At 42.8% G+C, this 13536-nt stretch carries 11 protein-coding genes; all 11 read left to right on the plus strand.

What is annotated here, in order from left to right:
* Position 1 precedes the first annotated feature (1 nt).
* The 11 genes from wzxC (at position 2) to glf (ending at position 13528) form a co-directional block, all read left to right on the plus strand.
* Complete coding sequence (gene wzxC / locus FD428_RS08030; protein ID WP_110494065.1) at positions 2 to 1480, plus strand: colanic acid undecaprenyl disphosphate flippase WzxC; 1479 nt, start codon at positions 2 to 4, stop codon at positions 1478 to 1480.
* Between the two features lie 109 nt (positions 1481 to 1589).
* Complete coding sequence (gene wcaK / locus FD428_RS08035) at positions 1590 to 2870, plus strand: colanic acid biosynthesis pyruvyl transferase WcaK (protein WP_012131717.1); 1281 nt, start codon at positions 1590 to 1592, stop codon at positions 2868 to 2870.
* Positions 2867 to 4087, plus strand: a complete 1221-nt coding sequence (gene wcaL / locus FD428_RS08040) for a colanic acid biosynthesis glycosyltransferase WcaL (RefSeq protein ID WP_114848192.1) — start codon at positions 2867 to 2869, stop codon at positions 4085 to 4087. Before wcaK ends, wcaL begins: the two co-directional genes overlap by 4 nt.
* An 11-nt stretch (positions 4088 to 4098) precedes the next feature.
* On the plus strand, positions 4099 to 5502 hold the full coding sequence (gene wcaM, locus FD428_RS08045; protein ID WP_114848191.1) for a colanic acid biosynthesis protein WcaM: 1404 nt from the start codon (positions 4099 to 4101) through the stop codon (positions 5500 to 5502).
* Between the two features lie 165 nt (positions 5503 to 5667).
* On the plus strand, positions 5668 to 6561 hold the full coding sequence (galF, locus tag FD428_RS08050; RefSeq protein ID WP_012131721.1) for a UTP--glucose-1-phosphate uridylyltransferase GalF: 894 nt from the start codon (positions 5668 to 5670) through the stop codon (positions 6559 to 6561).
* 363 nt (positions 6562 to 6924) lie between these two features.
* Positions 6925 to 8235 (plus strand): hypothetical protein, encoded by a 1311-nt coding sequence (locus tag FD428_RS08055; RefSeq protein ID WP_012131722.1) that lies wholly within the window; start codon positions 6925 to 6927, stop codon positions 8233 to 8235.
* Positions 8223 to 9299 carry an EpsG family protein gene (locus tag FD428_RS08060; RefSeq protein ID WP_114848190.1) on the plus strand — a complete coding sequence of 359 codons (1077 nt, stop codon included), beginning with the start codon at positions 8223 to 8225 and terminating at the stop codon, positions 9297 to 9299. The genes FD428_RS08055 and FD428_RS08060 overlap by 13 nt, the downstream gene beginning before the upstream one ends.
* On the plus strand, positions 9299 to 10579 hold the full coding sequence (locus tag FD428_RS08065) for an MATE family efflux transporter (RefSeq protein WP_012131726.1): 1281 nt from the start codon (positions 9299 to 9301) through the stop codon (positions 10577 to 10579). Before FD428_RS08060 ends, FD428_RS08065 begins: the two co-directional genes overlap by 1 nt.
* A 13-nt stretch (positions 10580 to 10592) precedes the next feature.
* On the plus strand, positions 10593 to 11354 hold the full coding sequence (locus FD428_RS08070; RefSeq protein ID WP_012131727.1) for a DUF4422 domain-containing protein: 762 nt from the start codon (positions 10593 to 10595) through the stop codon (positions 11352 to 11354).
* A gap of 23 nt (positions 11355 to 11377) precedes the next feature.
* Complete coding sequence (locus FD428_RS08075; protein WP_047462633.1) at positions 11378 to 12367, plus strand: acyltransferase family protein; 990 nt, start codon at positions 11378 to 11380, stop codon at positions 12365 to 12367.
* Positions 12368 to 12379: 12 nt separating this feature from the next.
* Positions 12380 to 13528, plus strand: coding sequence for a UDP-galactopyranose mutase (gene glf / locus FD428_RS08080; RefSeq protein WP_047462637.1), 1149 nt, complete (start codon positions 12380 to 12382; stop codon positions 13526 to 13528).
* The last annotated feature ends 8 nt before the right edge of the window (positions 13529 to 13536 follow it).

A 13536-nucleotide genomic window follows, 5' to 3' on the forward strand; every position in this document is an offset into this window, starting at 1 on the left:
CATGAGCTTACGAGAAAAAACCATCAGTGGGGCGAAGTGGTCGGCGATCGCTACGGTTATCATTATCGGGCTGGGACTGATTCAGATGACCGTGCTGGCGCGGATTATTGATAATCACCAGTTTGGTCTGCTGACCGTGTCGCTGGTGATTATCGCCCTCGCCGATACGCTGTCGGACTTCGGTATTGCCAACTCCATTATCCAGCGTAAAACGATAAGCCACCTCGAGCTCACCACCCTGTACTGGCTGAACGTTGGCTTAGGGCTGGCGGTGTGCGTCGTGGTGTTTTTGCTTAGCGACGTGATCGGCAACGTGCTGCATAACCCCGATCTGGCGCCGCTGATTAAAACCCTGTCGCTGGCGTTTGTGGTGATCCCTCACGGGCAACAGTTTCGCGCGTTGATGCAAAAGGAGCTGGAATTTAACAAAATAGGCATGATCGAGACCAGCTCGGTGCTGGCAGGGTTCACCTTTACCGTGGTCAGCGCCCATTTCTGGCCGCTGGCAATGACGGCTATCCTCGGCTATCTGGTCAACAGCGCCGTCCGTACGCTGCTGTTCGGCTATTTTGGCCGGAAGATCTACCGCCCCGGCCTGCATTTTTCGCTGGCGTCTGTTTCGTCGAACCTGCGCTTTGGCGCATGGCTGACGGCGGACAGCATCATCAATTACGTCAATACTAACCTGTCGACGCTGGTGCTGGCGCGTATTCTCGGCGCGAGCGTCGCCGGGGGATATAACCTTGCTTATAACGTGGCGGTGGTTCCGCCAATGAAGCTTAACCCGATCATTACCCGCGTATTGTTCCCGGCGTTCGCCAAAATTCAGGATGATACGGAGAAGCTGCGCGTCAATTTCTACAAGCTGCTGTCGGTCGTGGGGATTATTAATTTTCCCGCGTTGCTCGGTCTGATGGTGGTATCGAATAATTTTGTACCGCTGGTTTTTGGCGAGAAGTGGAACAGCATCATTCCGGTGCTGCAACTGCTGTGCGTGGTGGGGCTGTTGCGCTCTGTCGGCAACCCGATTGGTTCGTTGCTGATGGCGAAAGCGCGCGTCGATATCAGCTTCAAATTCAATGTGTTCAAAACCTTTCTGTTCATTCCGGCAATTATCGTTGGCGGCCATCTGGCGGGGGCGACAGGCGTGACGCTGGGCTTCCTGCTGGTGCAGATCATCAATACCGTTCTGAGCTATTTTGTCATGATTAAACCGGTGCTGGGGTCGAGCTACCGCCAGTACATCCTTAGCCTGTGGCTACCGTTTTATCTCTCTTTACCTACCCTGGCGGTGAGCTATGGGTTGGGGATTGCGCTGAATGGACATCTGCCGCTGAGCGTACTGCTGGCAACGCAAATCGTGGCGGGCGCGCTGGCCTTCGCCGTGATGATTGTGCTTTCGCGCCATCCGCTGGTGGTGGAGATGAAGCGCCAGTTTTGCCGTAGCGAAAAAATGAAAACACTGCTTCGCGCAGGATAACTTTTGCTGGATGGCGACGTTTACGCGTCGTATCCGGCCTATGAATTGATTTTGCTGTAGGCCGGATAAGGCGACAGCCGCCAGCCGGCAACGATTTTAAGGGGCAAATATGAAATTACTGATCCTGGGCAACCACACCTGCGGCAACCGTGGCGACAGCGCAATTTTGCGCGGCCTGCTGGATGCCATTAACCGTCTTGAGCCTGACGCAGAAGTGGATGTGATGAGTCGCTATCCGGTGAGCTCATCCTGGTTATTGAATCGCCCGGTGATGGGCGATCCGCTCTATTCGCAGATGAAACAGCACAATAATGCGGCGGGCGTGATGGGGCGCGTGAAAAAAGTGCTGCGTCGCCGCTATCAGCATCAGGTACTGCTCTCCCGCGTCACCGATACCGGCAAGCTGCGCAATATTGCCATTGCGCAAGGGTTTACCGACTTCGTGCGTCTGTTATCCGGTTATGACGCCATTATCCAGGTCGGGGGCTCGTTTTTCGTCGATCTGTACGGTGTGCCACAGTTTGAACATGCGTTGTGTACTTTTATGGCGAAGAAGCCGCTGTATATGATTGGTCACAGCGTCGGCCCCTTCCAGGACGAGCAGTTCAACACGCTGGCGAATTATGTCTTTGGTCATTGTGATGCGTTGATTCTGCGTGAATCAGTCAGTCTGGAGCTGATGAAGCGTAGCGATATCACCACGACGAAAGTTGAAGCGGGGGTCGATACCGCCTGGCTGGTTGATCATCACAATGATGATTTTGAACCGGGCTATGCCGTTCAGCACTGGTTAGCCCTTGCCGGAAAGCAAAAGACGGTTGCGATTACGCTGCGTGAACTGGCGCCATTCGATAAGCGTCTGGGAACCACCCAACAGGCTTACGAGAAGGCGTTTGCTGGCGTGGTGAACCGTATCCTTGAGGAAGGCTATCAGGTTATTGCGCTGTCAACCTGTACCGGTATCGACAGCTATAACAAAGACGATCGCATGGTGGCGTTAAACCTGCGCCAGCACGTCAGCGATCCGGATCGTTACCATGTGGTAATGGACGAACTCAACGATCTTGAAATGGGTAAAATCCTCGGCGCCTGTGAGCTGACGGTGGGCACGCGTCTGCATTCCGCCATTATTTCCATGAATTTTGCGACCCCTGCGATTGCCATTAATTATGAGCACAAATCTGCCGGAATTATGCAACAGCTGGGATTGCCTGAAATGGCGATCGACATTCGTCATTTGCTGGACGGCAGCCTGGAAGCGATGGTGGCCGATACGCTGGGGCAGTTGCCCGCGCTCAACGCGCGACTGGCGGACGCCGTAAACCGCGAGCGTGAACAGGGCTTTCGCATGGTGCAGTCAGTGTTAACCCGTATCGGGGAGGGGAAATGAAGGTCAGCTTCTTTTTACTGAAGTTCCCACTGTCGTCAGAGACCTTCGTGCTGAACCAGATCACCGCGTTTATCGATATGGGGTTTGAGGTGGAAATTGTCGCGTTGCATAAAGGCGACCTTGAGAACACGCATGCGGCGTATGACACCTACCGCCTGGGTGAAAAAACGCACTGGCTGCTGGATGAGCCGGAAGGCAAGCTGGCGAAGCTGCGCTATCGCGCCATTGCGTCTTTGCGTGGCGGTACGCGCGCATCGACCTGGAAGGCGCTGAATGTTTCGCGTTACGGTGATGAAGCGCGCAACCTGATTCTGTCCGCAATCTGCGGGCTGACGCCAAAAATATTCCAGGCGGATGTTTTTATCGCCCATTTTGGCCCGGCGGGCGTAACGGCGGCGAAGTTGCGGGAACTTGGCGTGATCAAAGGCAAAATCTCCACCGTTTTTCACGGTATTGATGTATCGCACCGCGATGTGCTCAATCACTATACGCCTGAATATCAACGCCTGTTCCAGCGTGGCGATCTCATGCTGCCCATCAGTGAATTATGGGCGGGACGCCTTAAAACGATGGGGTGCCCGCCCGAGAAAATTGCGGTCTCGCGGATGGGCGTCGATATGACGCGCTTTACTCACCGTCCGGTAAAAGCGCCGGGTACGCCGCTGGAGATTATCTCCGTGGCGCGATTAACCGAGAAGAAAGGACTGCACGTAGCGATTGAGGCCTGCCGACAGCTCAAAGCGCAGGGGGTGGCGTTCCGTTATCGCATCCTGGGCATGGGGCCGTGGGAGAGACGCCTGCGCACATTGATTGAGCAGTACCAGCTTGATGATGTGATTGAGATGCCCGGCTTTAAGCCCAGCCATGAAGTGAAAAAGATGCTGGATGACGCGGATGTGTTTCTGCTGCCGTCCATCACCGGTACGGATGGCGATATGGAAGGTATTCCGGTGGCGCTGATGGAAGCGATGGCAGTCGGGCTGCCGGTGGTTTCAACCGTTCACAGCGGAATTCCTGAACTGGTGGATGCCGGCAAGTCGGGCTGGCTGGTGCCTGAAAATGATGCTGAGGCGTTGGCGGAGCAACTGGCGGCATTCAGTCGCATTGACACCGAGTCGTTGCGGCCTGTGGTACAACGCGCCCGTGAAAAAGTTGAGGCTGATTTTAATCAGCAGGTGATTAATCAACAGTTAGCCAGCCTGCTGCAAACGATGTAAACCGAGGTTGTATGCCAGAGAATAAACTCTCCCGTCGCACCTTCCTGACGGCAGGCTCTGCGCTTGCCGCACTTCCTGTCCTCCATTCCCCCTTTGCCCGCGCGCTTGAACCCCGGCAAACCGTCAATATTCAGGATTATAACCCCCGAGACTGGATAGCCTCGTTTAAACAGGCGTTTAGCGAAGCGCAGACGGTTGTTGTTCCTGCGGGGCTGGTCTGCGAGAACGTCAATACCGGCATCTTTATCCCGGCAGGAAAAACGCTGCATGTGCGTGGGCGCTTAAGCGGCAATGGTCGCGGTCGGTTTGTGTTGCAGGATGGCTGCCAGGTAACAGGGGAGCAGGGCGGCAGCCTGCACAATATCACCCTGGATGTGCGCGGTTCAGATTGCACCATCAGGGGGATTGCCATGAGCGGGTTCGGCCCCGTTACCCAGATCTACATTGGCGGCAAAAAGCCGCGAGTGATGCGTAATCTCACCATTGATGATATTACGGTCAGCCATGCAAATTACGCCATTCTGCGCCAGGGATTCCACAACCAGGTGGACGGCGCGCGCATCACCAACAGCCGATTCAGCGATCTGCAAGGGGATGCCATCGAATGGAACGTGGCGATTAACGATCGTAACATTCTGATCTCTGACCATGTTATAGAACGCATCGACTGCACCAACGGGAAAATCAATTGGGGGATTGGCATCGGGCTAGCGGGCAGCACCTACGATAATGCCTACCCGGAAGAACAAACCGTAAAGAACTTTGTCGTGGCCAATATTACCGGATCGGATTGCCGACAACTGGTTCATGTGGAGAACGGAAAACACTTTATCATTCGTAATGTAAAAGCGCGGAATATCACGCCTGATTTCAGTAAGAAAGCGGGCATTGATAATGCGACGGTAGCAATTTATGGGTGTGATAATTTCGTGATTGATAATATCGATATGGTGAATTGTGCGGGGATGCTTATTGGCTATGGCGTCGTCAAAGGCAAATATTTATCCATTCCGCAAAACTTCAAATTAAATGATATTCATCTTGATAACACTCGCCTGGACTATAAACTGCGCGGCATTCAGATCTCTTCAGGGAATGCGACCTCCTTTGTGGCGATCACCAATCTGGATATGAAGCGCGCTACGCTTGAACTACACAACCAGCCGCAGCATCTTTTCCTGCGTAATATCAAGGTAATGCAGGAGTCTGCGACAGGGCCCGCGCTGAAGATGCACTTTGATCTGCGTAAAGATATACGCGGCAAGTTTATGGCGAAACAGGACACTTTGCTGTCGCTGGCGAACGTTCATGCAGTCAATGAGAAGGGGCAGAGCTCGGTCGATATCGACAGGATTAACCACAAGGTGGTGAATGTGGAAGCGGTCAATTTCAGGTTGCCGGAGCGGGGGAGGTAGTTTTGCGACCATTCCTGGCGAAAGTTACTCATACTTAAGATTATGGCTACTGCAATCTGCGGATAAGCGGCGTACCATCACATCCAACGCCATAATGTAATTCATGCTGGCTAAAACATGCTAAAGAGCTATAATTCAGCAACCATTTTATAGGTGGATGAAATAATGATTAATTTGAAAGCAGTTATTCCGGTAGCTGGTCTGGGTATGCACATGTTGCCTGCCACCAAGGCAATCCCCAAAGAGATGCTGCCGATTGTTGACAAACCGATGGTACAGTACATTGTTGACGAAATTGTTGCTGCTGGGATCAAAGAAATCGTTCTGGTTACTCACGCTTCCAAAAATGCGGTAGAGAACCACTTCGACACCTCCTACGAATTAGAGTCACTTCTGGAGCAACGCGTGAAACGTCAGTTGTTGGCGGAAGTGCAGTCCATTTGCCCACCAGGCGTGACGATTATGAACGTTCGCCAGGCTCAACCGCTGGGTCTGGGGCATTCCATTTTATGCGCACGTCCTGTGATTGGCGACAACCCGTTTGTGGTGGTGCTGCCTGATATCATCATTGATGACGCGACGGCCGATCCGCTTCGCTATAATCTTGCGGCAATGGTAGCGCGTTTCAACGAAACGGGACGCAGCCAGGTGCTGGCAAAACGCATGAAAGGCGACCTTTCAGAGTATTCCGTTATCCAGACCAAAGAACCTCTGGATAATGAGGGGAAAGTCAGCCGTATTGTTGAGTTTATTGAAAAGCCGGATCAACCGCAGACGCTGGACTCAGATCTGATGGCGGTAGGTCGCTATGTGTTGTCGGCAGATATCTGGGCAGAACTGGAAAGAACAGAACCCGGCGCCTGGGGCCGCATCCAGTTGACGGATGCAATTGCAGAACTGGCGAAAAAACAGTCTGTTGACGCCATGCTGATGACAGGCGATAGCTACGATTGCGGTAAGAAAATGGGCTATATGCAAGCGTTCGTTAAGTACGGGCTGCGCAACCTGAAGGAAGGAGCGAAGTTTCGGAAGGGAATTGAGGCGTTGCTTAACGAGTAAGCTAAGCCAGGATACTGTCATTAGAACCATAGACAGTTATCACTCGACAATAAGCTCGACTGTGGAAAGTTGATGCTTATTGCCGTTTTGTTTTGCACTTTAGTGTAAAATGATCAACAAACAACCCCTGCCAAACTCTTTCTTAGGGCAATCACAAACAACTGTCGTGAGGTTGTGTCTCACACGGAAACGGAAGTTGAGATTGATTTCAGAAGAGGTTGACTGGGGTATTAATTACATGGATTTTTGAATCCTTGTTTCTCAGTGTATTGGTAGCTGTAGAGCCAAGGGCGGTAGCGTGGACAGCATATCAAAAATTCGACGCGATTTTTAATTTTGTCATCAAAAAAGATTTTTGTAGAAATGAAAAAAATAGCAATAATGTCCTTTTATGAGAGTAATTCAAGATATATACATCAACTATCAAAACAGATAAAAGAGGTGACTGGTAGAGATACTGTCCAGTTGTGTATGTATGCTTCTTCGACTAACTATTGCATCAAAAACTCATTAGAATATATTGATTTACCTGGAAATGTTCGTAAATATAAGTCAGAAAAAAATATTACAATACCTCGTCATTTTTATGAGTTTCATGTCTCTCTTTTCCCTGAATTAGAAAAATATTTTTTAGATATCTCTAGAAAATATTGGGATTTTTATGAGAATTATTTCCCATGGGAAGATTTCCACAGTGTGGTATTTATTGGAGATAAACGTTTATATTCTTCTATTGGTGGCTATTTTGCAAAATTAAAAGAGGTTCAAGTATTCTATTTTGAACCTGGCCCATATGGGACGATGATTTTTGATCCGAAAGGCGTCAATTGTAATATGAGCATCACTACTGCTAGTCTCGATATGATGCGGAATAATGTAAATGAAGATGAAATAGAATATTTATATAATAAATGCATTACATCTGTCAGTGAAAAGAAATTTTATGAAAAGAATATTGGTTCTTATTTCCGAAAGATAAAAGATGTCCTTCAAAGTGTCCCTCCATCTATTTTTAGGAAAGTATGTGCTGTCGAGCTATATACAGGGGAGGGTTTTTGGGAGTCTATTCCTTATTTATTAGGACGTCTGCCATTTAAAAAGAATAGTAAAGCAAATAAGATTGATATAGAAAAACAAGGGAAATATATTTTTGTTGCGTTACAAGTGCCAAATGATGTCCAGATTATCTCAAATTGTAAATTATTTTCATCAATTGATGATATGTTAACTTCAGTTATTAAATCATTACCTGAGGGATATGATCTTATTGTTCGTGAACATCCAATGAATAAAGGGAGATATAATAAATCACTGTATAAGTTAATTAATGAAAATGTGAATGTACATATTGATAATAATACTCCAATTGATCATTTAATCGATAACTCTTCGTTAGTAATTGTAATAAACTCAACTGTAGGACTTGAGGCTGCTGTAAGAGGTGCTGCTGTATTAACACTTGGTGATATATATTATCCTCAAATAGTAAATAATCTAACATCTCGAGAATCGTTAAAAACTGAAATAGTTAAAGCCATCGATAATAAAGCTACCCAGGAAGAAGTGAAACTTTATATAGCTTATTTATTTAAAAACTATATGGTTAAAGATAATTATAAAAATAGCAATTATTATGATCTCAACAATGCGGTAGAAAAAATATGCTGCAGGTAATATTTTCACCAATTGGTTTTGCAGCATTCTCTGTTTTACAGATTTTTTTTGTTTCTATAATATCTTTCTTAAAAAGAAGCAAGTTTTCCTTTTTTTTATTGGCTATTAACATAACACTTATTGGATTATATCTTGGTATAGCTAATCGTTGGGGATATGATTCTATTCACTATTATATACCTTTTTATGAGGGTGATACCTCCAGAAAGTTTGAGCCAGGATTTACTTTATTAGTCTATATATTGCGAACAATAGGTATACCATCTGAGTTATTTCCTGTAATAACAATATTAATTACAACATGGTTATCTTTTATAGCAATACTGAAGCTAACAAATGAATATGTACAGACAACTATAATTGCTTTTTGTCTGACAAGTATGATAAGTTTCATGTATCTCTATATGGGAGGAATGCGACAAGCTATCAGTTTTAGTTTTATTCTTTTATCAATAGCATACCAATCAAGAAATGCATCGATTAAATCTTTTATCACTATTATTATAGCTATCAGTCTACATTTCTCTGCTTTAATATTTTTGGTTATGCCTATATGGAGACGACTTGATTTTCATAAAAAATATATAATTATTTTGCTATCACTTATTTTTGCTTTGGCATCAGAATATATTGTTGGTTTTGTGCTCAAAGCATTACCCCCGGGAAGTGTGTTTGCTAATAAAATAATTCGAGCATTTGAGTATTCAGATCGAAATAATGAACACGCCATATATATATATAAGTTTTTATACTCTTCAATATTTGTATTTATTCCTTTATTCTTATTGGATAAAACAATAAAAAATAAAAGTGCATCTCTTATTTTAGAATATGCTCTGTTAGCATATGTTTTCTCTGCCATCTTATTTTTCACCAAAGAATCATCGATCAGATATTTGTTTGTAGTAAATATTTTTTTAATCCCTTTTTATATTATGAGTATAGAACACGTTTTTGTTAAAACTCAACGAAGGGTAATATTATTACTAATGGTTATTATTTTTATGCTTTATGGGGTTATATCACATAACTGGTTATCTGAATTAGTGACTCGATTTATCTAATGACTAGAAAAAAAACTAAGGCATTGTTTGCTGTTATCGCAGCGAGAGTAATTGGTGTATCCATTAGTTTTTTGATGAATATACTTGTTACTCGCTGGGTCAATGTAAATGAAGCCGGAATATTCTTCACCTCCTTCTCTATTATTATGTTGTGGGGACTTATCGGTACATCAGGGTTTTGTGATGCCATTCTTAGAATGCGACCGCAACTTATAGCCACAAGAAATTATATCCAGGCAAGTTCATTGGCATTGTTTGGAGCATTAATAATTATAGTTATATCATGTCTGTTATCAGGCGCTATATATCTTTTTCTGACTTACGGAGAGTCATTAAAGGTCTATGGTGCTTTATATATTTGTGCGAGCATCCCTCTTCTTTCCATGATCCAATATACGGGATATATATTTCAGACTAATGGGAGATCATTATTATCTGTTATTATAATTAATATATCCTATCCGCTGATATTTTCGTTTATTGTTTTAGTATGTGCCGTTCTGCATATGGAAGCTAATGCATTAAATTTAGTAAGGTTTTTATTTTTATCAATTATACTTAGTTTTATCTTTTGTGCTGTTTTGTGGAAAAAATATATATTTACTAATATAAATGCTGTTGTTTATTTGAAGAAGCTTAAATATAAATATATAATTACAACATTACTATCTTTCTTGCTAATATTAATATGTAATACCATTATACAATGGATTACACCTATCATCTCTAACTACTATATTTCAAGTGAAGACGTTGCTCTTATCTCTGTTTGCTTGCGGATTGGTTTAGTTATCAGTTTCTTCCTTATTTCATTAAATGTTGTTTTTGCACCAAATTTTTCCAAGCTGTATACTGAAGGGAAATTTGATGAGCTTAAATTAATGGTAAGAAGTAGCACCCGTCTTGTCGTTATTTTGTCATTGCCAGGAGTAGCGTTTCTCTTACTATTCCCTGAGTTTGTGCTTTCAATTTTTGGGCGTGAATATACTCAAGCATCTATCATACTTAGAATAGTTTGCATTGGTCAGTTAATTAATGTCCTGACAGGGTCGGTCGCTTTCTTATTAACAATGACAGGTAATGAGAAAATATTTAGAAATATTATTTTCTTTAATGCATTTATGATGATTATCAACCTTAACTTCATGGGGGGGGGATTCGGCATAAAAGGAATTGCCTGCGCTGTTGCTCTTTCTGTGATTATACAGAATGTCATTGCTGTCTATTTTGTGAAAAGAAAACTGGATATCAATATCCTTGATTATTTTTATTTGAAGTAAAATTGGTAATATCATGATTAGAATATATATCGCAACACATAAGCAATATGATTTTCCTGTAGATGAAGGTTATCAACCTATCCATGTAGGTAAGAAGAATAGTACATCAGATTTAGGTATAAGTGTTATCGGTGATAATGAAGGAGATAATATATCAGAATTAAATCCATCATATTGTGAATTGACTGCATTATATTGGATCTGGAAAAATTCAGATGAAGATATTGTTGGTTTAGTTCATTATCGTCGTTATTTCGCTGGCGTTCATAATATTATACCGCTCCATGGTAAGGGCATTGCTTCTAGTAATGATTTTGACCTAAATAAATATGATTTAATTGTCGCTCGTAAACGTAATTACTATGTTACGAATATAAAAAATCATTACTGCCGAGCTCATTCAGAAGGTGATTTGAATATATTACGCTCTATCGTGGAGGCTATGTATCCTGATTATAATCAAGCCTTCGATACGGTTATGCATGGTCGGAAAATAAGTCTGTATAATATGTTCGTAGGTAAGGCCGATGTGGTCAATCAGTATTGCCAGTGGCTTTTCCCTCTATTAGACGAAGTGAATAAACAGATTGATTTCTCTGGTTATGATTCTTATCAAAAAAGAATTTTGGGATTCATGGCAGAAAGATTATTTAATGTATGGATTGAACATAATAAAAGAAATATTAAAGTTGGATACAGAAAGGTTGTAAATATTGAAGGTGAAAATTTAATAAAAAAAGGAAGTGCACTCTTGGTTAGGCATTTCCTAAAATAAAATATAAGCAGCGAGAGTATTCAATGACTCGACGTACGGATATAGATATATATCGTGGACTGGGGATATTGTTGGTTGTGTTAGGACATGTATCCTTCCTCAGTCCATCTTGGCATAAGATTATTTATAGTTTTCATATGCCTGCTTTTTTCATTCTTTCTGGTTATCTGGTAAATGTTAAAAATCTGGAGTTGAAACCTTGGATATTTATCATCCAGCGATTTTATAGATTGATTATTCCTGCATGGACGATTGGAGTAATTTGTGGCTTGCCGTTTGTTGCTATGTTATTGATGAGTAATATATCTGGTAGTGATTTCCTTATGAAACTATATGGAACATTAACAGGTGCAACAAAAGTAGCAAATAATTTCTTTGTTACTCCCATTTGGTTTTTATATTGCCTGTTTATAGTTGAGGCTATGTTTTATTTAATAATGAAAATCTCTTCAAATAAATATATTATTGCCTTGATTGTAATTTCCTTTTATTTAATTGCGAAAAATGTAGATATTTTCCATTTTTTTAATGTGAATATAGCTTTTATCGCTATGCCATATTTTTTAATTGGATACATATTGCAAAGTATTGTCATAACCAGACATATTAATTATGCGATGATTTCTGTTGTACTGCTTTTGGGATTTTCGTATTTAACTCCCACTGAGGTTGATATGTCTGCATTACAGGTGGGGAATGGAGTATGGGCTTTTATAAATCTTGCTTCTGCTTTAGCAGGAAGTTATCTGCTCTATTATATTGCGGGTTATATTAATTCGGAATTTATCTCTTGGTTGGGTAAAAATACCTTAGTTATATTGGGGTTTAATTATTATATTAATGCCATAGCGAAAAATATATTAACTTTTGCACATATGGAATACTATGTCATATTAAGTTTTATTATTCAGATCATATTGCTCGCTATTCTTGTGAAAATAATTGCATGCTGGCCAGCTCTTAATTCCCTGGTGAATGGGAAAATGTTTGTAACTTATAAAGAAGCAAAATAATTGAGGTCATTGATGAAATCTGTTGCTATTGTCGGTGCGGGTATTTCTGGTGCGGTTATTGCAAGATTATTAGCAGAGGAAGGGATTGAGTCTGTTGTTTTCGACAAACGTTCTCATATTGCTGGTAACTGTCATTCAGAACGTGATCCGCAGACCAACGTCATGTTGCACGTTTATGGTCCCCATATTTTTCATACAGATGATAAAGAAGTTTGGGATTTCGTTAATCAGTATTCAGAGTTTATGCCTTACACCAACCGTGTGAAGGCCATTTACAAAGGCAATGTTTACTTACTACCAGTAAACCTGCATACGATTAATCAGTTTTTCAATAAAACAATGCGTCCGGATGAAGCCCGTGCTTTCATCGAATCTAAAGCTGACAAATCTATTGTCGAACCGAAAAACTTTGAAGAACAGGCCATCAGCATGATTGGTCGGGAACTGTATGAAGCATTCTTTAAAGGCTATACGCGTAAACAATGGGGTTGTGAGCCGACGGAGTTACCAGCCAGTATTTTGAAACGCTTGCCGCTTCGTTTTAACTATAATGACAATTATTTTAACCACCAGTATCAGGGGATGCCCAGAGATGGCTATACCGATATGGTTGGAAAAATTCTTGATCACGAACTGATTGAAATAAGAACAGATACTGAGTTTTCAGCTACCGAGAGTGGGGCCTACCAGCATGTATTTTGGTCAGGCGCGCTGGATGGTTACTTTAACTTTAGTGAGGGGCGTCTGGGTTATCGCACGCTGGATTTCGAAAAATTCTCAGCAGAAGGTGACTACCAGGGAACGGCTGTTATCAACTACTGCGAAGAAAATGTACCTTATACCCGAATCACTGAGCATAAGCATTTCTCACCCTGGGAGTCACACGAAAAAACAACATGTTATCGTGAATTTAGTCGCTTCTGCACCGAAGATGATATTCCGTATTATCCGATCCGTATGGTTAAGGAAAAAGAACTGCTCAATCGCTACCTGGATAAAGCGATGGAATTAAGCAATACCACTTTTGTCGGGCGTCTTGGTACCTACCGCTATCTGGATATGGATGTCACTATTCGTGAAGCTATTGATGTTGCAAATAAATTCCTTGAATGTCAAAAGAGTCAGGAGCCAATGCCTGTATTTAATATAAATCCTCGCTAACGTCAGGT

The sequence above is a fragment of the Citrobacter sp. TBCP-5362 genome (assembly GCF_005406305.1).
In the GTDB taxonomy this organism is placed as follows: Bacteria; Pseudomonadota; Gammaproteobacteria; order Enterobacterales; family Enterobacteriaceae; genus Citrobacter_B; species Citrobacter_B koseri.

What these genes read in the sequence shown, in the direction of transcription:
- FD428_RS08065 (WP_012131726.1), top strand. Translation starts at nt 9,299, where the DNA reads ATGACTAGAAAAAAAACTAAGGCATTGTTTGCTGTTATCGCAGCGAGA.
- FD428_RS08070 (WP_012131727.1), top strand. Translation starts at nt 10,593, where the DNA reads ATGATTAGAATATATATCGCAACACATAAGCAATATGATTTTCCTGTA.
- FD428_RS08075 (WP_047462633.1), top strand. Translation starts at nt 11,378, where the DNA reads ATGACTCGACGTACGGATATAGATATATATCGTGGACTGGGGATATTG.
- wcaM (WP_114848191.1), top strand. Translation starts at nt 4,099, where the DNA reads ATGCCAGAGAATAAACTCTCCCGTCGCACCTTCCTGACGGCAGGCTCT.
- FD428_RS08055 (WP_012131722.1), top strand. Translation starts at nt 6,925, where the DNA reads ATGAAAAAAATAGCAATAATGTCCTTTTATGAGAGTAATTCAAGATAT.
- FD428_RS08060 (WP_114848190.1), top strand. Translation starts at nt 8,223, where the DNA reads ATGCTGCAGGTAATATTTTCACCAATTGGTTTTGCAGCATTCTCTGTT.
- glf (WP_047462637.1), top strand. Translation starts at nt 12,380, where the DNA reads ATGAAATCTGTTGCTATTGTCGGTGCGGGTATTTCTGGTGCGGTTATT.
- wzxC (WP_110494065.1), top strand. Translation starts at nt 2, where the DNA reads ATGAGCTTACGAGAAAAAACCATCAGTGGGGCGAAGTGGTCGGCGATC.
- wcaL (WP_114848192.1), top strand. Translation starts at nt 2,867, where the DNA reads ATGAAGGTCAGCTTCTTTTTACTGAAGTTCCCACTGTCGTCAGAGACC.
- wcaK (WP_012131717.1), top strand. Translation starts at nt 1,590, where the DNA reads ATGAAATTACTGATCCTGGGCAACCACACCTGCGGCAACCGTGGCGAC.
- galF (WP_012131721.1), top strand. Translation starts at nt 5,668, where the DNA reads ATGATTAATTTGAAAGCAGTTATTCCGGTAGCTGGTCTGGGTATGCAC.